Below are 20,598 nucleotides of genomic sequence, written 5' to 3' on the forward strand. Positions count from 1 at the left end.
CAGAGTCTCCTGTCACCAGGGGTTTTGTCGATGGAGGACGCCACCCGCCGGAGGTGGGGGGCGTCCGGCGCGGGGTTGGGGGTCAGTCCCTATGCGGTTTTCCGTGCCGAGCGGCGAACCTGGATGAAAAGCGTAAAAACCGGAGGGAGGCCCGATGTCCAGCGAACCCGACTACCTGCTCGGTTCCCTGGTGGGCGGCGTCCTGCTCGCCCTGCTCGCCCTGGCCGCGTCGGTCTGGCGGGTCGGCCCCGATGAGCGCCTGGTCGTCCGCCGCTCCGGGCGGGTCCGCGCGGTCACCGGACCGGGCCTGCGGTTCATCCTGCCCGGCCTCGACCGCGCCACCCGGGTGCCGGTCCGCCCCCTCCAGGCGGAGCTGTGGTGCAGGGGCGCCACCCGCGCGGGCGCACCCGTCCTGATCAGGGGCCGCGCGACCTTCCGGGTGAGCGACCCCGACCGGTACGCCACCGCCCCGGACCTCGCGCTGGACCTCGCCTGCCGTGCGGCGGAGGACGTCCTGCGCCGCTCCGCCGCCTCTCCGGCACCGGCCGGCGGCCGCGCGCTGGCCGCCGAAGTGCCCGAGACCGCCGGCCTGACCGCCACCGACCTGGAACCCCTCGCCTCTGCGATCCCCCTGCAGGGGCGGCCGTCCCGCCATGCGATCCCCGAGGAGGGGCTTTGGAGCTGACCCACACCACCCTGCCCGGATACGGCCGCGTCCACCACGCCCGCACCCGCGGCGGCCGCCTCCTGAGCGTCACCGTCGGCCGGGACGGCCACCGCGAGCTGGCCTTCTACACCGACGAGGACCCCGACACCCCCGTCCAGACCGTCCGCCTCGACCAGGACGAGGCCGACGCCCTGGCCGAACTCCTGCACACCATGTCCTTCGCCGACCGCCTGGCCGCGCTGGAACGCGAGGTGGCCCGCCTGGCCGCCCGGGGCTGACGCCCTCAGCCGGGGCCGCCGGCCGGCGGCCTGCTCCTGCCGGACGGGTGGAGGAGCAGGCCGCGGCGGTAGGCGACGGACAGGTCGGTGGTGGTGATCATGCCCACGACGCGACCGTCGCCGACGACCACCGCGACCAGCTCGCGCTCGACCGGGCGGACGGCCAGGAGCTCGGCGGCGGGGGCGTCGGGGGCCAGGACGTTGCGGTCGGGGAGGGCGGTCATGTGGTCGCGGACCCGGGCGGCGCGCCGGTCCTCGGGGAGGGCGGTCAGCACGTCGGCGTGGACGGCGCCGACCGGGGAGCCCGCGACGTCCACGACGGGGAAGACGTTCTGGCGGGAGAAGGCGACGGTCCCGCGCAGGAAGTCGCCGACCTCCTGGCGGTCGGGCGCCAGGTCCGGCGCGGGGTTCATGACCTCGCCGACCCGGACGTCCCGCAGGGAGTCGCGGACGAGGCGGGCGGTGCCCTCCGCCTTGGCGGAGATCATGAGGAACCAGCCGACCAGCATCGTCCACAGGCCGGCGCCCGACCGGGTGAACAGGAGCTGGAAGGCGCCCAGGACGACCAGCGCCAGGCCGACGGAGCGGCCCGCGCGGACGGCGGCCAGGTCGGCGCGCGTCAGGTCGTGGTAGCGCCGCCACAGGATCGCGCGCAGCACCCTGCCGCCGTCCAGGGGCGCGCCGGGCAGCAGGTTGAACGCGCCCAGCAGCACGTTCATCAGCGCCAGCCACGTTAGTGGTTGGACCAGCAGCGCCGGGGCGTCCAGCGTCCACGCCGCGACGGTCCCCGCGCCGAACAGCACGCCCAGCGCGAAGCTGGCCAGCGGCCCCGCCGCGGCGATCGCCAGGTCGGCCTGCGGGGTGGGCGCCTCGTCCTCCAGCTCCGACACCCCGCCGAGCATCCACAACGTGATCGAGTGCACCCGCACGCCCCGCCGCAGCGCGACCAGGCTGTGCGCGAGCTCGTGCACCAGCAGGCAGGCGAAGAACACCAGGGCGACCGGGACGGCGACCGCCCAGTAGACCCCGGCGGGCCGGCCCGGGTCGGCCCGGGGCAGCACCCCGGTGGCCAGGATCAGGCCGACCAGCCCGACGATGAACAGGGCCGACCACTGGGCGCCGATCCTGATGCCGGAGACCCTGCCCAGGGGGAGGACCTTGCTCATCGCCTTCACCGTCCGTCTGCTCGATCACGGTGGCCGCCCGCGCCGTCCGCCGCGGGTCTCCTTCCATCATGAGCAGGTCGGCGAGCCTGTTCCCAGGGGCGAAGGTCACTGCCGGGCAGGCCGGAAAGAGGTTGTGGAAATCGTGATCCTGTCGTCACTCTCCGCGATAATGGGGAGGTGGCGGACGAGAGCGGGAGACGGGACGCGCGGCCGGGGCGAAGGCGCCTGGCGGCCGTGGCCGTGCTGCTCTCGGCGGTGCTACCGGCCGGATGCGGCGGCGAGGAGGGCGGAGGAGCGCCCGTCGTCAACCTCTACAACGCCCCGCAGCAGAACCTCGCCCGGATCGTCGAACGCTGCAACGGGCTGGCGAAGGGCGCCTACCGGATCGTGCTCAACACGCTGCCGCGCGGGGCCGACGACCAGCGGGAGCAGCTCGTCCGGCGGCTGGCGGCCGAGGACCGCGGCCTGGACGTGCTCGGCCTGGACGTGACCTGGACGGCGGAGCTGGCCGAGGCCGAATGGATCAGGGAATGGACGGGGGAGTACGCGCGGCGGGCCAGGGAGGGCACACTCCAGCGGCCACTGGACACCGCGACGTGGCGGGGACGGCTGTACGCCGCCCCGTACAACACCAACGTCCAGCTCCTGTGGTACCGCTCGGACCTCATCCCCGAGCCGCCGTCCACCTGGACGGGGCTGATGCGGGCCTCCGCCCGGCTGGCCGCCGCCGGCGAGCCCCACTACGGCGAGGTGACGGGCGCCCAGTACGAGGGCGTCGTCGTCTGGTTCAACAGCCTCGTCGCCTCGGCCGGAGGCCGGATCCTCAGCCCCGACGGCGAGCACGTCGCGCTCGGGAGGCCCGCCCTGCAGGCCCTGCGGACGATGCGGGACTTCGCCCGCTCCCCGGCGGCGGACCCGTCGCTGTCCAACACCCGCGAGGACGACGCACGGCTGGCCGTCGAGTCGGGGCGCGCCGCCTACGAGGTCAACTGGCCGTACGTCCACGCCTCCATGGCCGCCAACCGCCCGGACCTCGTCCGGCACTTCAGGTGGGCGCCCTACCCCGGGATCACCGGAGCCGGGCGCTCCCCCCTCGGCGGCGCCAACTTCGCCGTCAGCCGCTACTCCGAGCACCCCGACCGGTCCTTCCGGGCCGCCCTCTGCCTGCGCGACCCCGAGAGCCAGCGCATCGCGGCCACCCTGGACGGCCTGCCCCCGACCATCGCCTCCGTCTACCGGTCCGCGGGCATGGCCGAGGCCTACCCCATGCGCGACGCCATCCTGCGGGCCCTCGAGACGGCCGCCCCCCGCCCGCAGACCCCCACCTACCAGAACGTCTCCACGGTCACGGCCGTCACGCTCTCGCCGCCCGCGTCGATCGACCCGCCCGAGACGCTCGCGCGGCTGCGCTCCCTCATCGGGGACGCGCTCCAGAGCAGGGGGGTGCTGCCGTGAGGAGGGCCCTCAGCGCGGGGGAGCGGTCGGAGCGGCGGCTCGCCTGGTGGCTGTGCGCGCCGGCGGCGCTGGTCATGGTGCTGGTGACGGCCTGGCCGGTCCTGTACTCGGTGCTGCTGTCGTTCCAGCGGTACGACCTGCGCTTCCCCGGCCGGCGGGAGTGGATCGGGCCGGACAACTACGCCACGGTCCTGGGCAGCGGGTTCTGGTGGAGCGCGGTGTGGGTCACGCTGCTGGTCACGGTGGTGAGCGTGCTCATCGAACTGGTGCTGGGGATGGCGCTCGCCGTGGTCATGTACCGGACCCTGGTGGGGCGCGGGCTCGTCCGCACGGTCGTGCTCATCCCGTACGGGATCGTCACCGTCGCGGCGGCCTTCGGCTGGAAGTACGCCTGGACGCCGGGCACGGGCTGGCTGGCCGGGCTGCTGCCGCCCGGCCAGGCCCCGCTCACCGAGCACTGGCCCGCCATCGCGATCATCATCCTGGCCGAGGTGTGGAAGACGACGCCGTTCATGGCGCTGTTGCTCATGGCGGGGCTGGCGCTGGTGCCGGAGGACGCGCTGAAGGCCGCGGCGATGGACGGCGCGAACGCCTGGCAGCGGTTCCGGATGATCACACTGCCGCTGATGCGGCCCGTGATCCTGGCGGCGCTGCTGTTCCGGACGCTGGACGCCTTCCGCATCTTCGACGACGTCTACGTCCTGACCAACGGGGCGCAGGGCACCTCCTCGGTGTCGATCATCGCCTACCACAACCTGATCGGCGGGCTGAACCTCGGCATCGGCTCCACCATGTCGGTGCTGATCTTCCTGATCACGGCGCTCATCGCGTTCTTCTTCGTCGCGGGGCTGGGCGCGGGGTCCCCGGCCGGGAAGGAGCGGCGCTGATGGCGGGCCGTGCGGGCTCCTCCCGGCGCGTCCGCTGGGCGCTGGCCGACCTCCTCGTCCTGCTGTACGCACTGGTGCCGGTGCTGTGGCTCGTCTCGTTGTCGGTCAAGACCCCGGCCGCGGTCGCCGACGGCTCGTTCGTCCCGAGCGAGTGGACCTGGCGCAACTACCGGAGCATCTTCGGCGACGGCGACTTCCTGCGCGGCCTGGTCAACTCGATCGGGATCGGGCTCATCTCCACACTCGTCGCGGTGGTGATCGGCACGATGGCCGCCTACGCCGTCGCCCGGCTGCGCTTCCCCGGCCGCTCGGCGATCCTGGGCGTCTCGCTGCTGATCGCGATGTTCCCGCAGATCTCGCTGGTGACCCCGCTGTTCCAGATCGAGCGGGCACTGGGCCTGTTCAACACCTGGCCGGGGCTGATCCTGCCGTACGTCACCTTCGCGCTGCCGCTGACGATCTACACCTTGAGCAACTTCTTCCAGGAGATCCCGTGGGAGCTGGAGAAGGCGGCGAAGATGGACGGGGCCACCCCGCTGCAGGCCTTCTGCCTGGTCATCGTGCCGCTGGCCGCGCCCGGCGTGGTGACCGCGGCGATCCTGGCGTTCATCGTCTGCTGGAACGACTTCCTGTTCGCGATCTCGCTGACCTCCTCCAGCACGGCGCGGACGGCCCCGGCGGCGATCTCGTACTTCACGGGCGCCTCGCAGTTCGAGGACCCCACCGGCTCCATCGCCGCCGCGGCCGTGGTCATCACGGTCCCGATCGTGCTGTTCGTGCTGTTCTTCCAGCGCCGGATCGTCTCCGGCCTGACCTCAGGCGCCGTGAAGGGATAGGCCGTGGCCGAGATCGTGCTCGACGGCGTGACCAAGCGCTTCTCCGACGGCACCGTCGCCGTGCGGGAGTTCGACCTGACCATCGCCGACGGAGAGTTCGTCATCCTGGTCGGCCCGTCGGGCTGCGGGAAGTCCACCACCCTCAACATGATCGCCGGGCTGGAGGACATCACGGACGGCGAGCTGCGCATCGGCGGCGAGCGCGTCAACGAGCGCGCCCCCAAGGACCGGGACATCGCGATGGTGTTCCAGTCCTACGCGCTGTACCCGCACATGACCGTCCGGCAGAACATCGGCTTCCCGCTGCGGCTCGCCGGGACGGACAAGGCGCGGGCGAACGCGAAGATCGAGGAGACCGCCGGCATCCTGGACCTGTCGGACCTCCTGGACCGCCGGCCCGCGAACCTCTCCGGCGGCCAGCGCCAGCGCGTCGCGATGGGCCGCGCGATCGTCCGCGACCCCAGCGCCTTCCTCATGGACGAGCCCCTGTCGAACCTCGACGCCAGGCTCCGCGTCCAGATGCGCACCATGATCTCCCGTCTGCAGAACCGCCTGGGCACCACCACCGTCTACGTCACCCACGACCAGACCGAGGCGATGACCCTGGGCGACCGCATAGTCCTCATGAAGGACGGCGTGGTCCAGCAGACGGGCGCCCCGGAGGACCTCTACGCCCGCCCGCACAACCTCTTCGTCGCCGGCTTCATCGGCTCTCCCGCCATGAACCTCCTCCCCGCCGAGCTCACCTCCGAAGGGCTTCGCACCCCTCTCGGCCTCGTTCCGCCCACCCCGCGCATCACCGCGGCCCTGCGAAGCGACCCGCCCCGCGAGGTCGTCATGGGCCTTCGCCCCGAGGCCTTCGCGGACACCCGCCTGCCCCGCCCTGTCGCCGACGGGGCGGCCCGCCTGGCCTTCACCGCCCGCACCGACATCGTGGAGTCCCTCGGCGCCGAGAAGTACGTCTACCTGGACCTGTCCCCGGAGCCGCCCGGCGCGCCCGCCCCCGGCCAGCTCGTCGCCCGCCTCGACGCCGCATCCCCCGTCCGGGAGGGAGAGCCCCTCGAACTCGACTACGACCCCACCCAGATCCACCTCTTCCATCCCGAAACCGGCGTCAACCTCACCGAGTCCCGCTGACCTCCACGATCACGCGGGCAGGGATCTCCTTCCGGCGGGAGCCCCCGGCTGCGCTGCCTGCGGCGGGCCCGTGCTCTTCGTGGTGCCGGGCCGTTCCCGTTCGGGGAAGCCGTGCGAGTGTGGCGGCGGGGCGTTGACGCGGGCCCACCCGATCCCTGATCACGCGGGCAGGGGCCTCCTCCCGGCGGAAGACCCTGGCCGTGCCGCCTGCGGTGAGTCGGGTGTTCTTCGTGGTGCCGGGCCGTTCCTGTTTCGGGGAATGCGTGCGAGCGTGGCGGCGGGGGCGTTGACGCGGGCCCAGCCGATCCCTATCGTTTCGCTTGGGATAACGGTGTATCCCTGAATGAAACGAGCGCCGGAGGAGGCTCCGGGCCGGGCGAGGGGAGCGCGGATGGCGGACGGGCCGCTGCACGGTCTGCGGGTGCTGGACGTCTCGACGATTCTCGCGGGGCCGCTGTGCGCGCAGATCCTGGGGGACTTCGGGGCGGACGTGGTCAAGGTCGAGCACTCCACCAGGCCGGACGGGATGCGCGGGCACGGGAGGTCCAAGGACGGGCACGCGCTGTGGTGGAAGGAGGTCTCCCGGAACAAGCGGACGATCGGGCTCACGCTGTCGGTTCCGGAGGGGGCCGAGGTGCTGCTGCGGCTGGCCGGGCAGTCCGACGTGCTCATCGAGAACTTCCGGCCCGGGACACTGGAGAAGTGGGGGCTGGGACCGGAGAGGCTGCATGAGGTGAACCCGGGTCTGGTCGTCGTGCGGGTCACCGGGTTCGGGCAGCGGGGGCCGTACGCGGGACGGGCCGGGTTCGGGACGCTCGCGGAGGCGATGAGCGGGTTCGCGCACCTGACGGGGGAGCCGGACGGGCCGCCGACGCTTCCGGCGTTCGGCCTGGCCGACAGCGTCTGCGGGATCGCGGCGTCGTCGGCGGTGATGATGGCGCTGTTCCACCGCGAGCGGTCGGAGGACGGGCGCGGCCAGGTCATCGACATGAGCCTGCTGGAACCGCTGATGGCGGCCGTGGGGCCGTCGCCGACCGTCTACGACCAGCTCGGCGTCGTCGAGATGAGGCACGGGAACCGCTCCACCAACAACGCGCCGCGCAACACCTACCGGACGTCCGACGGGTACTGGCTGGCCGTGTCGACCAGCGCGCAGGCGATCGCGGAGCGCGTCATGCGGCTCGTGGGACGCCCCGAGGTGATCGACGAGCCCTGGTTCGCCGACGGCAGGGGCCGTGCGGAGCACGTGGAGCTGCTCGACGAGCTCGTGGGCGGCTGGATCGGGGCGCGGACCCGCGCCGAGGTGGTCGGGGCCTTCACCGAGGCGGGCGCGGCCGTCGCGCCCGTCTACGACGCCAGGGACCTGGTGGAGGACCCGCACGTGCGGGAGACGGAGATGCTCACCAGGGTGCCCGACCCCGACCTGGGGGAGCTGCTCATGCACAACGTCATGTGGCGGATGTCGAAGACCCCGGGCCGTATCCGGTTCACCGGCCGCGCGCACGGCGCGGACACCGACGAGGTCCTGGCCGGCGAGCTCGGCTACGACGCAGCGGAGGTGGCGGCCCTGCGCGAGAAGAAGATCATCAGTTGACCCCCCGGAAGCCCCGGGACAGGAGGGGAACGTGAGCGGATTCGAGCTCGTCGTGAAGAACGTCCAGGTCGTCCGGCACGATCAGGACGAGCCGTTCGCCGCGGACATCGCGGTACGCGACGGCAAGATCGTGCAGGTGGCGCCCGGCCTCGACGTGACCGGGGTACCGCGGGTCGTGGACGGCAGGGGCAGGCTCGCCTTCCCCGGCGTCGTCGACGCCCACCAGCACTGGGGCATCTACAACCCGCTCGCCGAGGACACCGTCAGCGAGAGCCGCGCGAGCGCGCAGGGCGGCGTCACGACCGCGCTGAACTACATGCGCACCGGCCAGTACTACCTCAACAAGGGCGGCCCGTACGCCGACTTCTTCCCCGAGGTCCTGGCCGCCTCCGAAGGCCGCGCGTACGTCGACTACGCCTACCACCTCGCCCCCATGTCCCAGGAGCACATCGCGGAGATCCCGGACCTGGTGGAGCGGTTCGGCGTCACCTCGTTCAAGGTCTTCATGTTCTACGGCGGCCACGGGCTGCACGGCCGCTCGGCCGACCAGAACTCGTTCCTGATGATCCCCGAGGGCGAACGCTACGACTACGCCCACTTCGAGTTCGTCATGCGGGGAGTCCAGGCGGCCCGCGAGAGGTTTCCGCACCTGGCCGACGAGATCTCCTTGTCGCTGCACTGCGAGACCGCCGAGATCATGACCGCCTACACCCGGATGGTGGAGGACGCCGGAGAGCTGTCCGGGCTGGCCGCCTACAGCGCCTCCCGCCCGCCGCACTCGGAGGGCCTGGCGGTCTCCATCGCCTCCTACCTGGCGCACGAGACCGGGCTGCCGACCATCAACCTGCTGCACCTGTCGGGCCGCAAGGCCGTCGACGCCGCGGTGCGCATGTCCAGGGCGTTCCCGCACATCGACTTCCGCCGCGAGGTCACCGTCGGGCACCTGCTGGCCGACATCGACACCGCGAGCGGCATCGGCGGCAAGGTCAACCCGCCGCTGCGCCCGCGCGAGGACGTCGAGGCCCTGTGGGAGTACGTGGCCGACGGCACCGTCGACTGGGTCGTCAGCGACCACGCCTGCTGCCGCGCCGAGGCCAAGTTCGGCTCCGACCCCACGGACGTCTTCCTGGCCAGGTCCGGTTTCGGCGGCGCCGAGTACCTGCTGCCCGGCCTGGTCACCGAGGGCCGCAGGCGCGGCGTCTCCCACGGCCGGATCGCGGCCCTGAGCTCCCGCAACCCGGCCGTCCGGTACGGCCTGCGCGGCAAGGGCGTCCTGGCCGCCGGGTACGACGCCGACATCGCGCTGGTCGATCCGGACGCCACCTGGACGGTCCGCGCCGAGGAGTCGGAGTCCGCCCAGGGCCACACCCCGTTCGAGGGCTTCGAGCTCACCGCCCGGGTGACCGACACCTTCCTGCGCGGCGTCCGGATCCTGGAGGACGGGAAGGTCGTGGGCGACCCCTCGGGCAGGTACCTGCCCCGCCCCTACACCCGGGACTGATCCCGGACGCGAGGAGCCCCGAGAGCGGGACGGCCGGAGGACGCCTTCGGCCGTCTCCGGGTCAGCAGCCGCGCATCTCCTGCTCGATGAGCTCGAACTGCACGCGCATGGCCTCGGACATCGCGTGGACCGCCGACATGGGGCGGAGCATCACGCAGAACTCCTGGATGAGCCCGTCCTCGTTCATCGTCAGGAAGTCGCACCCGTGGATCTGGGTGTTGTCGATGCGCGCCTTGAAGACCAGGGCGTGCTCCGCGCCGTCCGCGAGCTCCTTGACGTAGTGGAAGTCCTGGAAGACCCGCATCGCGCCCTTGAGGATCGCGAACACCATCTCCTTGCCCTGGTAGGGCTTGAAGGCCACGGGACTGAGGAAGGTCGCGTCCTCGGCGAGCAGGTCGCGGACCGCGTCCAGGTCCTGCTTCTCCACTGCGGTACGGAACGGGTGCAAAGCGACCACCTTAACTGCGATCAGTGCCACTAGAGGGGTAAAGCGGGCAATCGGGGGGAATCCTACGTGGCGGCCGGTGGGCTGGGAACGACTAGCCTCCTAGGGATGAACCGGCTGGTGACCGCCTCGGGGGAACTGGAACTCACGCGCTTCCCCCACCGACCCCCGGATCCGCTGCGCGCGTGGGACGCCGCGGACGAGTACCTGCTCGGCCACCTGGCCGAGACGGGGGGCCCGCGAGGGACCGTCGTCGTCCTGGGCGACCGGTGGGGAGCCCTGACGACCGCGCTGGCCGGGCACCGGCCCGTCCAGATCTCCGACTCCTTCCTGGGGCGCTCCGCGACCCGCGAGAACCTCCTGAGGGCCGGGCACGATCCGGAGGCGGCGACCCTGCTGACCACCCGGGACGCCCCGCCGGAGCGGGTGGACACCCTCCTGGTGCGGGTGCCCAAGAGCCTCGCGCTGCTGGAGGACCAGCTCCACAGGCTGCGCCCGGCGCTGCACCCCGGCACCGCGGTGGTGGGGGCGGGCATGGTCAAGGAGATCCACACCTCCACGCTGCGGCTGTTCGAGGAGATCGTCGGGCCCACCCGGACGTCCCTGGCGGTGAAGAAGGCGCGGCTCGTCCTCGCCGAGCCCGACCCGTCCCGCGATCCCGGTCCCGACCCCTGGCCGCTGGTCCACACCCTGCCCCCGGACGCCGGAGCCGTCGCGGGGCGCACCGTCGTCAACCACGCCGGGGTCTTCTGCGCCGACCGGCTCGACATCGGCACCCGGTTCTTCCTGGAGCACCTGCCCGTACAGCCGGACGCGTCGCGGATCGTGGACCTGGGCTGCGGCAACGGCGTGCTCGGGCTGGCCGCCGCGCTGACCCACCCCGACGCCGAGATCGTCTGCACCGACGAGTCCCACCAGGCCGTCGCCTCCGCCGAGGAGACCTTCGCCGCCAACGGGCTGGCGGGACGCGCGGTGTTCACCGCCGCGGACGCGCTCGGAGCCGTCGGGCCGGGGTCCGTCGACCTCATCCTCAACAACCCGCCGTTCCACTCCCACCAGGCCACGACGGACGCCACGGCCTGGCGGATGTTCGCCGAGGCGCGCAGGGCGCTGGCCCCCGGCGGCGAGCTGTGGGTCGTCGGCAACCGCCACCTGGGCTACCACGTGAAGCTCCGGCGCCTCTTCGGCAACTGCTCGACGGTCGCGAGCAACCCCAAGTTCGTCCTGCTGCGCGCCGTCAGACGCGGACGCAGGCCTCCCGCCCGGTGAGCTCGTCCTCGACCGTGCCCCTGCGGGCGGCGTGCAGGCCCAGGGCGAGCTGCGGCACGACGAGCACGGCGAGGAACAGGATCGGGAGTTCCCAGCCGCCGGTGTACTGGTAGAGCACGCCGATCAGCACCGGGCCGGGGATCGCCATCAGGTAGCCCATGCTCTGGGTGAAGGACGACAACCGGGTCACCCCCTCCTGGGTGCGGGCACGCAGCCCGATCATGGTCAGGGCCAGCGGGAAGCCCGCCCCGTTCAGACCCAGCAGGATCGCGCACGGCCACGCCAGCGCGCCCGGGGCCAGGAGCAGCCCGGCGTAGGCGGCCAGCGCGCTCAGGCAGAACGCCCACACCAGCGGGCGCTGGTCGGGCAGCCGCGCGATCAGCCCCGGCAGGAACAGGGCGACCGGTGCGGCCAGGCCCAGAGCCACGGCGAGCATCAGGCCGGAGGTGCCGGCCGGGATCCCGGCGTCCCGGAAGATCTGCGGCAGCCAGCCCAGGATCACGTAGGCGGTCGTCGCGTTCACCGCCATGTAGACGGCCAGGCCGCGGGCGATCCTGCTGCGCCGCAGCGGGGGCAGCAGGCGCGGCGCGGAGGAGCGCGCGGGCTGGGAGACCCGGTTGCGGGCCGCGCTCAGCAGGGCCGCCACCGCGAGCAGCGCCCAGATCCCCAGGCCCCACCGCCAGGAGCCCAGCGCCCCGGCGAGCGGGACCGCCGAGGCGGCGGCGAGGGTGGCCGCCCCGGTCAGCGCTATCGAGTACAGCGCGGTCATCCGCTCGACCCGGCCGGGGAAGGCATGGCCGACGACCGCGGGCAGCAGCACGTTCGCCACCGCGACCCCGGCTATGGCGAGCATGCTGAACAGCAGGAAGACCCAGGCGTCGGCGGCCAGCGCCCGCACGGCGAGCCCGACGGCGAGCACCGCCATCCCCATCATGATCACGGACATCTGCCCGAACCGGCGGGACAGGGCGGGGGTCAGCGACCCGAACACGGCGAAGCACAGGGGCGGCAGGGTGGCCAGCACCCCGCTGACCACGTTGTCCATGCCCAGCTCGGCCTGCAGTTCCGGCAGCAGGGGGCCGATCGTGGAGGCCACCGGGCGCAGGTTCAGCGAGGTGAGCAGGACCAGCAGGACGAGGGGGAGGGCGGCGGGGAGCCGGCGGGGGGTCATACGACGGATCATAGAATCATTGGATGAATCTGGTAAATGAGACGATGGCGACATGACGTTGTCGGCGGCACGGCGCACCCCCCTGTTCGACCAGGTCGTGGAGCAGCTCCGCGAGCAGATCACCTCCGGCCGCTGGCCGGTGGGCTCCCGGATCCCGATCGAGCCCGAACTGGCCGAACAGCTCGGCGTGGCCCGCGGCACCGTGCGCGAGGCCGTCCGGGCGCTGGCCCACAACGGGCTCCTGGACATCCGCCAGGGCTCGGGCACCTACGTGGCGGCCACCAGCGAACTCGCCGGGGTCATGCGCCGCCGCTTCACCGGGATCGGCCGCGCCGACATCCGGGAACTGCGCATGACCCTGGAGACCTCCGCCGCCGCCCTGGCCGCCGTCCGCCGCACCGAGGCGGACCTGCTCCTGCTCCAGGAGACGCTCGACCAGCGCGACCGCGCCTGGGACGAGGGCGACACCGAGCGGTTCGTCCAGGCCGACGCCGCCTTCCACCACGCCGTTGTCGCCGCCGCCCACAACGCCGCGCTGACCGGCCTGTACGCCGACCTCGGCGAGGTGCTGCGCGACGAACTGCGCGACTACCTCACCAGCGGCCTCGTCCCCGAGCGCAAGATCGACCACGGCAGGCTGGTCGCGGCGATCCGGGCCGGCGACGCCGCGGCGGCCACCCGCGAGGCCACCCATTTCTTCCCGCAACTCGCCGAGGGTCGCGAAAGTCAATGATCTACTGGTTTTGGCGATAAGCCGGAAACCCTCACTGTTTCCCCGGGGAACAACTTCCTCAGGGCCGATCCGCACATGATCGGACTCGGGGGAAAAGACCATGGGAACACGTCTGTGGCTGGCACTCACCGGACTGGCGGCGGCCTACACCCCGGCCGCCCACGTGGTTCCGCCCGCCCTCTCCCGCCCCGCCCCGGGCCATGACCCGGTCTCCGGCTTCTACGCCCAGAAACCTCTCTGGACGTCCTGCGAGGTGGACCCGAGGTTCTCCTGCGCGACCCTCGAAGCCCCCCTGGACTACACCCGCCCGGGCGGCGAGACCATCCGGATCTCGCTCAACATGCTTCCCGCCTCCGACCCGTCGCGCCGCCTCGGCGCGCTGGTGACCAACCCCGGAGGACCCGGCTCCTCGGGACTGGAGTTCGTCTTCGGCGCGCACGCCTACTTCAGCGCCGTGCTGCGCGCCCACTACGACATCATCGGCATGGACCCGCGCGGGGTCGGCGCCAGCACCCCCGTCGTCTGCCGCAGTTCCGATCCCCGGCGGACCGCGGAAATGGAACAGGCGGAGGACTCCTCCGAATACGCGGCGCTTTTCGCCAGGAGCTGCGCGGACGCCTCAGGCGCGCTGCTCTCCAACGTCCGCACGCCCTCGGTGGCCCGCGACCTCGACCTGGTGCGCGCCGCCCTGGGGCAGGACCGCCTGCACTACTACGGGGCCTCCTACGGCACCCTCCTCGGCCGGTTCTACGCCCACCTCTTCCCCGCCAGGACGGGCAGGATGGCGCTGGACTCCGTGGTCGACCCCACCGGCTGGCCCGGCGACGCCACCGCGCAGGCCGTGGGCTTCGAGACCGCCTTCCGGGTGATGGTCGGCCACTGCGCCCGGCGTCCCGGCTGCCCGCTCGGCGCCGACCCGCCCGGGGCCCTGGCCAGGGTGGAACGGCTGGTCTCCCGGGCCGACGCCAGCCCGCTGGAGGCCGGCGCGAGCGGCCCGGTGACCGGACGCGACGTGCTGCGGGTCATCCAGACGGCCACCTACCGGGAGGAGACCTGGCCGCAGGTCACCGCGGCGCTCGCCGCCGCGCTGCGCGGCGACGGCGGGCCGCTGAGGACGCTGGCGGCCTGGCCCTCGGGTTCCGGCAGGGAGGCGCTCTCCGGCGGCTACCAGGCGGTCGTGTGCCCGCACCTGCGCCCCGAGGAGCGCACCGCCGAGGCCGCGCACGCCGCGGGCCGCGCCGCGCTGCGCGCCGCCCCGCTGTTCGGGCGGCGGGTCGAGGCCCAGCGCCAGGCCTGCGCCCGGTGGCCGGTGGCCTCGCTGCCCGAGGCGGGGCTGGCGGTGCGGACGGACGGCGCCCCGCCACCGCTGCTGGTGCACAACCGGCACGACGCCGCGACGCCCGTCCACTGGGCCAGGAGCGCGCACGGGCAGCTGCCGGGCAGCGCCCTGGTGCTCAACGACTCCGGAGGGCACGGCTTCTACCCGATGGGGGAGTGCACCCGCGGGATCGTCGACCGCTTCCTGACCGAGGGGGCCATGCCCGCCCCCGGCACCTTCTGCGAGGACCGCGCACCCGCTCTGAGCAGGGAGGAGAGGGGTGGGAACTAACCGGTTCGCGTAGCGCCCGGGGAGCGTGTAAGGTTTTCCCTGCGAGCACGACGCAAGCCCCTTTAGCTCAGTCGGCAGAGCGTCTCCATGGTAAGGAGAAGGTCTACGGTTCGATTCCGTAAAGGGGCTCGAGAAACGAAAGAACGCCCGGCCCGCGACGGGCACGGGCGTTCCGCGTTTCACCGGGTGGCTGGCTTCAGGTACTCTTAACGAGGCCGCCAGCGGCCTGTCATGGCGGGGTAGCTCAGTCAGGCAGAGCAAGCGGCTCATAATCGCTGTGTCGCCGGTTCAAGTCCGGCCCTCGCTACTCAAACTGATCTCCGGTCCCCCCGGGACCGGGGTCGGGATGTTCGTCCAGATACCTAGCAGAAAGGCACTCCACCGTGGCTGCCACCGACGTTCGGCCGAAGATCACGCTGGCCTGCCAGGAGTGCAAGCACCGCAACTACATCACGCGGAAGAACCGGCGCAACGACCCGGATCGCCTGGAGCTGAAGAAGTACTGCCCCAACTGCCGGTGCCACCAGGCGCACCGCGAGACCCGCTAGAACCGCACGCCTGCACCGTTCGGCCCGCTCACCGGAACCTCCGGGAGCGGGCCGAACGTCGTTCTGTTACTTTCACCCCCGAGCCCATCAGGAGGAGCGGCTCCCCTCGGAAGGAAACGGCATGGCACTGAACACAGATTTCATCGGGCGCAAGTTCCCGCCCAGCCCCCCGTATGAGGTATCCCGGGTGAAGATCCGCGAGTTCGCGGACGCCATCGGCGACCAGAACCCGATCTACCGCGACCCCGAGGCCGCCAAGGCCGCCGGCCACCCGGACGTGATCGCGCCGCCGACCTTCCCGATCGTGATCTCCCTGGGCGGCGACGCGCTGGCCGACCCCGAGCTCGGCCTCAACTACGCCATGGTCGTGCACGGCGAGCAGCGCTTCGAGTACGTCCGCCCGGTCGTCGCCGGCGACGTCCTGACCTGCGAGGCGTCCATCAGCGACATCCGCAAGGCCGGTGGCAACCACCTGCTCAAGCTCGTCACCGAGGTCAAGGACGCCCAGGGCGAACTCGTCGTGACCTCCTACAACACCATCGTGGAACGGGGGGCCTGACATGGCGGCGACCGTCAAGTACGACGAGGTCGAGGTCGGCACCGAGATCCCGGCCCGCTCCTTCCCCGTCAAGCGCCTCAACCTGGTGATGTACGCGGGCGCCTCCGGCGACTTCAACATCATCCACTGGGACGAGAAGTTCGCGACCTCCGTCGGCCTGCCCGACGTCATCGCCCACGGCATGTTCACCATGGCCCAGGGCGGCCGGTTCGTCACCGACTGGGCCGGCGACCCCGGCGCCGTCCTGGACTACGGCGTGCGCTTCACCGGCATGGTCCCGGTGCCCCACGACACCGGCAACGTCATCGAGATCAGCGGCGTCGTCGAGGAGAAGCTCGAGGACGGCAAGGTCGTCGTCGGCCTCACCGCCCGCGAGTCCGGCGGCCAGAAGGTGCTCGGCCAGGCCAAGGCCGTCGTCCGGCTCGCCTGAGCGAGACGGATCTCACCCGCGCCCGCCCCCGCCGGGGCGGGCGCGGGCGTCCTCGGAGAGGATGGACCGGACGACGGGCCGAGCCGACACGGAAGGACACCGAACCCCGATGAACGTGCGCTGTCAGGATGTGAGGCTCGCCGGATACACCACGCTGCGGCTGGGCGGGCCGGCCCGGACCTTCATCGAGGCGACGACCGAGGACGAGCTGGTCGAACAGGTCCGCGCCGCGGACGAGGCGGGGGAGCCCCTGCTCGTCCTGGGCGGCGGCAGCAACCTCGTCGTCGCCGACGAGGGCTTCCCCGGCACCGTCGTCCGCGTCGCCACCCGCGGCGTGACGATCGAGGGCGGCCGGGTCGAGGCCCAGGCGGGCGAGGAGTGGGACTCCCTCGTCGCCCGCGCCGTCGCCGAGGGCCTCAGCGGCGTCGAGTGCCTGTCGGGCATCCCCGGGCGGGTCGGCGCCACCCCCATCCAGAACGTCGGCGCCTACGGCCAGGACGTCAGCGAGACCATCACCGAGGTCCGCGTCTACGACCGGCGCGAGCAGCGCGTCCGCGCCTTCACGCCCGCCGAGTGCGCCTTCACCTACCGGCACAGCGCCTTCAAGGGGAACGACCGCTACGTGGTGCTCTCCGTCGCCTTCCAGCTGGCCGAGACGGGCGAGTCCCGTCCGGTCAGGTACGCCGAGCTCGCCCGCAGGCTCGGCGTGGAGGCCGGCGGCACCGCCGGCCTCGCCGAGGTCCGGGACGCCGTCCTGGCGCTGCGCCGCGGCAAGGGCATGGTGCTGGACCCCGACGACCCCGACACCCGCAGCGCCGGCAGCTTCTTCACCAACCCCGTCCTGACCGGGCAGGAGCTGAGGCTGCTGGCCGAACGGGCCGAGGGCTTCCCCGCCTTCCCCGAGCCCGACGGGCGCACCAAGACCTCCGCCGCCTGGCTGATCGACCGGGCGGGCTTCACCAAGGGCTACGCCCGGGGGCCCGTCCGGCTGTCCACCAAGCACACCCTCGCCCTGACCAACCCGGACGCCGAGGGCACCGCCCGCGACCTGCTCGCCCTGGCCCGCGAGATCCGCGCGGGCGTCCGCGAGGCCTTCGGCGTGACCCTCGTCAACGAACCCGTCCTCGTCGGGCTCACGCTGGACGAGGAGGGCTAGACGCCGACCGCGGGCCGGGGAGCGGCGGCGGCCAGCCAGTCGTCCACGCCCTCCAGGAGCTGCTTGCGCACCCCGGGCGGGGCGGCGGAACCCCGGATCGAGCCGCGCGCCAGCTCGGCCAGCTCCGCGTCGGAGAAGCCGTGCTCGCTGCGGACCAGCTCGTACTGCGCGGCCAGCCGCGAGCCGAACAGCAGCGGGTCGTCGGCTCCCAGCGCGATCGGCACGCCCGCCTCGAACAACCCGCGGACCGGAACCTCTCCGGCGCTGTCGGCCACCCCCAGCGAGACATTCGAGGCCGGGCACACCTCCAGGGTGATGCCCCGGGACGCGATCCGCTCCACCAGCCGCGGGTCCTCCACCGCGCGCACCCCGTGCCCGATCCGGTCGGCGCCCAGCAGGTCGATGCAGGGCCGCACCGACTCGGGGCCCTGCAGCTCCCCGCCGTGCGGCGTCGACAGCAGCCCGGCCCGCCTGGCGATCCGGAACGCGTGCTCGAACTCGTACGGGCGGCCGCGGCGCTCGTCGTTGGAGAGCCCGAAGCCGACGACGCCCCGCCCCGCGTACCGCGCCGCCAGCCTGGCCAGCGTCCGGGCGTCCAGCGGGTGGCGGGTGCGGTTGGCCGCGATGACCACGCCGATGCCCACGCCGGAGGCCAGTTCGGCCTCGCGCGCGGCGTCCAGCACCAGCTCGACCGTGGTGGTCAGGCCGCCGAACCGGTGGGCGTAACCGGAGGGGTCCACCTGGATCTCCAGCCAGCCCGAGCCCTCGGCCGCCTCGTCCTCGGCCGTCTCGCGCAGCAGCCTGCGCAGGTCCTCGGGGGTCTGCAGCACCGACCGCGCCAGGTCGTACAGGCGCTGGAAGCGGAACCAGCCGCGTTCGTCGGTGGCCCGCAGGGCCGGGGGCCACTGGGAGACCAGCGAGTCGGGCAGCTGGACCCGGTGGCGCAGGGCCAGCTCGACCAGGGTCGAGTGCCGCATCGACCCGGTGAAGTGCAGGTGCAGATGCGCCTTCGGCAGCTGGGTCAGATCCCGACGGGCCACATGAGGACGTGCGCCGGCACGCACTGAACGCTCCATTGCCCAATCCTGCCCCCTGAACGTCTGTTCACTCTGTTGACCTGCTCACGAACCACCCGGAAGCCACCCGGAAGGACTACCCGTGAGCCACCACCGGAGATTCCAGTTCGACGAGAGGGCTCCGGACACGTATGCTTCTCTTTCTAGTGGCGCGTGTTGCGAGCACGCCCGCTGAAGGGCAATGGCGCAATTGGTAGCGCTCCGGTCTCCAAAACCGGCGGTTGGGGGTTCGAGTCCCTCTTGCCCTGCGGAGCAGCTTCACGTTCCCAGCTGCACGTGAGCACGCATAAGGTGAGTACACGCGCGGCGGAACGTGCCGTGTCGGACGATCAATCCGAACGAGGGTGAGATGGCGACTGAGACCCGCGACGCGGCGACCGAGGACAAGGGAAAGCCGGCCAAGCGCAAGCGCACCAGCCCCCTGCTGTTCATCCGTCAGGTCGTCGGGGAACTTCGCAAGGTCATCTGGCCCACCCGCAGAGAGCTGATCAACTACACCATCGTATCGCTGGTGTTCGTCATGTTCATGATCGGTATCGTGACACTGCTCGACTGGGGAATTCAGCAAGGGGTCTACAAGCTCTTCGCCGGCTGAGTCTCAGCGGGCAGAGTGCCGCCGATCCAACCCGGGTTTCCACCTAGAGAGAGAGTCACTGCCGTGTCCGAGTCGTCGCAGTTCCACGACGAGCTCCAGCAGGAGCCGCTGGCGGACCAGGTGGCCGAGGAGGCGGAGGCGACCTCCGGAGACGAGTCCGCCGAACCCGCCGAGGTCCAGGAGACCGACGAGGCCGCGGAAGCCGCCGAGGACGCGGAGTCCGCCGAGGACGCCGACGAGGCGCAGGCCGAGCCCGCCGCCGACCCGCACGAGGAGTTCATGCGCGAGCTGCGCATGCAGATCGGCGAGTGGTACGTCGTGCACACCTACGCGGGCTACGAGAACCGGGTCAAGAGCAACATCGAGACCCGCACCGTCACCCTCAACATGGAGGACTACATCTTCCAGATCGAGGTGCCCCAGCACGAGGTCACCGAGATCAAGGGCGGCAAGCGCCAGAAGGTCAACGAGAAGGTCCTGCCCGGCTACATCCTGGTGCGCATGGACCTGACCGACGAGTCCTGGGGCGCGGTCCGCAACACCCCCGGCGTCACCGGCTTCGTGGGCCTGTCCAACAAGCCGTCCCCGCTCAGCCTCGAAGAGGTCGCCAAGCTGCTGGCCCCCGCGCCCGCCGAGCAGACCCCCGCCGCCAAGGCCGCCAGCACGAAGATCGCCGCGACCGTCGACTTCGAGGTCGGCGAGTCCGTCACCGTCATGGACGGCCCCTTCGCGACGCTGCCCGCCACGGTCAACGAGATCAACCTCGACACCCAGAAGCTCAAGGTGCTGGTCTCCATCTTCGGCCGCGAGACCCCGGTCGAGCTCTCGTTCAACCAGGTCTCCAAGCTTTAGCGGGTATCCTTGGCGAGTTCCTCACGCAAGTGAGGGTGGATCGAACAAGATCTCTGCGGTCGTCAAGGTTCTATCTTCCCCACACGCGTGGGGGTTCAGGGCTCCAACATCCCCGGCTCACGTTCCAGCCGGGGATGTTGCCTGTGAATGCAGGAGTCGGAGCCGAAACAATCTGGAACGGAAGGTAGGCGACCATGCCTCCGAAGAAGAAGAAGATCTCTGCCCTCGTCAAGGTCCAGCTGAACGCCGGTGCCGCGACCCCCGCGCCGCCGGTCGGTACCGCGCTCGGTCCGCACGGCGTCAACATCATGGACTTCTGCAAGCAGTACAACGCCGCCACGGAGGCCCAGCGCGGCAACGTGATCCCGGTCGAGATCACGATCTACGAGGACCGCTCCTTCACCTTCGTCACCAAGACGCCGCCGGCCCCGCAGATGATCCTCAAGGCCGCCGGCATCGACAAGGGCTCCGCGGTCCCGCACAAGACCAAGGTCGGCTCCATCACGCAGGACCAGCTCCGCGAGATCGCCGAGTTCAAGATGAAGGACCTCAACGCCAACGACATCGACGCCGCCGCGAAGATCATCGCCGGCACCGCCCGCTCCATGGGCATCGAGGTCAAGTAGTTCCCATC

The 20,598-nt window shown here is 71.8% G+C and carries 22 protein-coding genes and 3 tRNA genes; 21 read left to right on the plus strand and 4 right to left on the minus strand.

Going from position 1 to position 20,598, the window contains the following annotated elements:
- The first annotated feature begins 154 nt into the window (after nt 1-154).
- Together C2865_RS06385 and C2865_RS06390 are read left to right on the plus strand one after the other, a co-directional pair.
- Nucleotides 155-685 carry an SPFH domain-containing protein gene (locus C2865_RS06385; protein WP_106397285.1) on the plus strand — a complete coding sequence of 177 codons (531 nt, stop codon included), beginning with the start codon at nt 155-157 and terminating at the stop codon, nt 683-685.
- Nucleotides 676-945 carry a cation:proton antiporter regulatory subunit gene (locus C2865_RS06390; RefSeq protein WP_106397286.1) on the plus strand — a complete coding sequence of 90 codons (270 nt, stop codon included), beginning with the start codon at nt 676-678 and terminating at the stop codon, nt 943-945. Before C2865_RS06385 ends, C2865_RS06390 begins: the two co-directional genes overlap by 10 nt.
- Before the next feature lie 5 nt (nt 946-950).
- Here the strand turns inward: C2865_RS06390 and C2865_RS06395 are convergent, their stop codons facing one another.
- On the minus strand, nt 951-2,111 hold the full coding sequence (locus C2865_RS06395; protein WP_157963588.1) for a site-2 protease family protein: 1,161 nt from the start codon (nt 2,109-2,111) through the stop codon (nt 951-953).
- Between the two features lie 177 nt (nt 2,112-2,288).
- On the opposite strand from C2865_RS06395, the gene C2865_RS06400 reads away from it, so the two are divergent.
- The 6 genes from C2865_RS06400 (at nt 2,289) to C2865_RS06425 (ending at nt 9,521) form a co-directional block, all read left to right on the plus strand.
- Nucleotides 2,289-3,566 (plus strand): ABC transporter substrate-binding protein, encoded by a 1,278-nt coding sequence (locus C2865_RS06400; RefSeq protein ID WP_232835396.1) that lies wholly within the window; start codon nt 2,289-2,291, stop codon nt 3,564-3,566.
- A complete protein-coding gene (locus tag C2865_RS06405; protein ID WP_106397288.1) occupies nt 3,563-4,453 on the plus strand; it encodes a carbohydrate ABC transporter permease in 891 nt (296 codons plus the stop codon). Before C2865_RS06400 ends, C2865_RS06405 begins: the two co-directional genes overlap by 4 nt.
- Nucleotides 4,453-5,289 carry a carbohydrate ABC transporter permease gene (locus tag C2865_RS06410; RefSeq protein ID WP_106397289.1) on the plus strand — a complete coding sequence of 279 codons (837 nt, stop codon included), beginning with the start codon at nt 4,453-4,455 and terminating at the stop codon, nt 5,287-5,289. Before C2865_RS06405 ends, C2865_RS06410 begins: the two co-directional genes overlap by 1 nt.
- Before the next feature lie 3 nt (nt 5,290-5,292).
- Nucleotides 5,293-6,426: an ABC transporter ATP-binding protein gene (locus C2865_RS06415; protein WP_106397290.1), complete on the plus strand. Its 1,134-nt coding sequence runs from the start codon at nt 5,293-5,295 to the stop codon at nt 6,424-6,426.
- A 391-nt stretch (nt 6,427-6,817) separates the two neighbouring features.
- The gene (locus tag C2865_RS06420) at nt 6,818-8,020 is read left to right on the plus strand and encodes a CaiB/BaiF CoA transferase family protein (protein ID WP_106397291.1); all 1,203 of its coding nucleotides are present in this window, start codon (nt 6,818-6,820) and stop codon (nt 8,018-8,020) included.
- A 31-nt stretch (nt 8,021-8,051) separates the two neighbouring features.
- Nucleotides 8,052-9,521 (plus strand): dihydroorotase, encoded by a 1,470-nt coding sequence (locus C2865_RS06425; protein WP_106397292.1) that lies wholly within the window; start codon nt 8,052-8,054, stop codon nt 9,519-9,521.
- 61 nt (nt 9,522-9,582) lie between these two features.
- On the opposite strand, the gene C2865_RS06430 is transcribed toward C2865_RS06425, so the two are convergent.
- Nucleotides 9,583-9,948, minus strand: a complete 366-nt coding sequence (locus tag C2865_RS06430) for a nuclear transport factor 2 family protein (RefSeq protein ID WP_232835397.1) — start codon at nt 9,946-9,948, stop codon at nt 9,583-9,585.
- Nucleotides 9,949-10,074: 126 nt separating this feature from the next.
- Here C2865_RS06430 and C2865_RS06435 point away from each other — a divergent pair, with 126 nt between their 5' ends.
- Nucleotides 10,075-11,235 (plus strand): methyltransferase, encoded by a 1,161-nt coding sequence (locus C2865_RS06435; RefSeq protein WP_198652986.1) that lies wholly within the window; start codon nt 10,075-10,077, stop codon nt 11,233-11,235.
- On the opposite strand, the gene C2865_RS06440 is transcribed toward C2865_RS06435, so the two are convergent.
- Nucleotides 11,204-12,406, minus strand: a complete 1,203-nt coding sequence (locus C2865_RS06440; RefSeq protein WP_157963589.1) for an MFS transporter — start codon at nt 12,404-12,406, stop codon at nt 11,204-11,206. The genes C2865_RS06435 and C2865_RS06440 overlap by 32 nt on opposite strands.
- 52 nt (nt 12,407-12,458) lie before the next feature.
- Between C2865_RS06440 and C2865_RS06445 the strand changes: the two genes are divergently transcribed.
- The 8 genes from C2865_RS06445 to C2865_RS06480 all read left to right on the plus strand — a co-directional run bounded on the left by C2865_RS06445 (nt 12,459) and on the right by C2865_RS06480 (nt 17,441).
- The gene (locus C2865_RS06445) at nt 12,459-13,139 is read left to right on the plus strand and encodes a FadR/GntR family transcriptional regulator (protein WP_106397295.1); all 681 of its coding nucleotides are present in this window, start codon (nt 12,459-12,461) and stop codon (nt 13,137-13,139) included.
- A 100-nt stretch (nt 13,140-13,239) separates the two neighbouring features.
- Nucleotides 13,240-14,748, plus strand: coding sequence for an alpha/beta hydrolase (locus tag C2865_RS06450; RefSeq protein ID WP_106397296.1), 1,509 nt, complete (start codon nt 13,240-13,242; stop codon nt 14,746-14,748).
- Between the two features lie 56 nt (nt 14,749-14,804).
- A tRNA-Thr gene (locus C2865_RS06455) sits at nt 14,805-14,877 on the plus strand.
- Between the two features lie 104 nt (nt 14,878-14,981).
- A tRNA-Met gene (locus C2865_RS06460) sits at nt 14,982-15,055 on the plus strand.
- A 76-nt stretch (nt 15,056-15,131) separates the two neighbouring features.
- The gene (gene rpmG, locus C2865_RS06465; protein ID WP_106397297.1) at nt 15,132-15,296 is read left to right on the plus strand and encodes a 50S ribosomal protein L33; all 165 of its coding nucleotides are present in this window, start codon (nt 15,132-15,134) and stop codon (nt 15,294-15,296) included.
- A 121-nt stretch (nt 15,297-15,417) separates the two neighbouring features.
- Nucleotides 15,418-15,855 carry a MaoC family dehydratase N-terminal domain-containing protein gene (locus tag C2865_RS06470; protein ID WP_106397298.1) on the plus strand — a complete coding sequence of 146 codons (438 nt, stop codon included), beginning with the start codon at nt 15,418-15,420 and terminating at the stop codon, nt 15,853-15,855.
- 1 nt (nt 15,856) lies between these two features.
- Nucleotides 15,857-16,285: a MaoC family dehydratase gene (locus C2865_RS06475; RefSeq protein WP_106397299.1), complete on the plus strand. Its 429-nt coding sequence runs from the start codon at nt 15,857-15,859 to the stop codon at nt 16,283-16,285.
- Nucleotides 16,286-16,394: 109 nt separating this feature from the next.
- Complete coding sequence (locus C2865_RS06480; RefSeq protein ID WP_106397300.1) at nt 16,395-17,441, plus strand: UDP-N-acetylmuramate dehydrogenase; 1,047 nt, start codon at nt 16,395-16,397, stop codon at nt 17,439-17,441.
- Here the strand turns inward: C2865_RS06480 and C2865_RS06485 are convergent.
- Nucleotides 17,438-18,517, minus strand: coding sequence for an adenosine deaminase (locus C2865_RS06485; protein ID WP_106397301.1), 1,080 nt, complete (start codon nt 18,515-18,517; stop codon nt 17,438-17,440). The two genes, C2865_RS06480 and C2865_RS06485, sit on opposite strands and share 4 nt — an antisense overlap.
- Nucleotides 18,518-18,692: 175 nt before the next feature.
- On the opposite strand from C2865_RS06485, the gene C2865_RS06490 reads away from it, so the two are divergent.
- From C2865_RS06490 to rplK, 4 genes are all read left to right on the plus strand, one after another.
- Nucleotides 18,693-18,765 (plus strand) — tRNA-Trp (locus C2865_RS06490).
- Between the two features lie 101 nt (nt 18,766-18,866).
- A complete protein-coding gene (gene secE, locus C2865_RS06495; protein ID WP_106397302.1) occupies nt 18,867-19,112 on the plus strand; it encodes a preprotein translocase subunit SecE in 246 nt (81 codons plus the stop codon).
- A 63-nt stretch (nt 19,113-19,175) separates the two neighbouring features.
- Nucleotides 19,176-19,964, plus strand: a complete 789-nt coding sequence (nusG, locus tag C2865_RS06500) for a transcription termination/antitermination protein NusG (protein ID WP_106397303.1) — start codon at nt 19,176-19,178, stop codon at nt 19,962-19,964.
- A gap of 194 nt (nt 19,965-20,158) precedes the next feature.
- Entirely contained in the window at nt 20,159-20,590 is a 432-nt protein-coding gene (gene rplK, locus C2865_RS06505; RefSeq protein ID WP_106397304.1) for a 50S ribosomal protein L11, read from the plus strand.
- Nucleotides 20,591-20,598: the final 8 nt, after the last annotated feature.

Source organism: Actinocorallia populi (assembly GCF_002995495.1).
Taxonomy (GTDB): domain Bacteria; phylum Actinomycetota; class Actinomycetes; order Streptosporangiales; family Streptosporangiaceae; genus Actinocorallia; species Actinocorallia populi.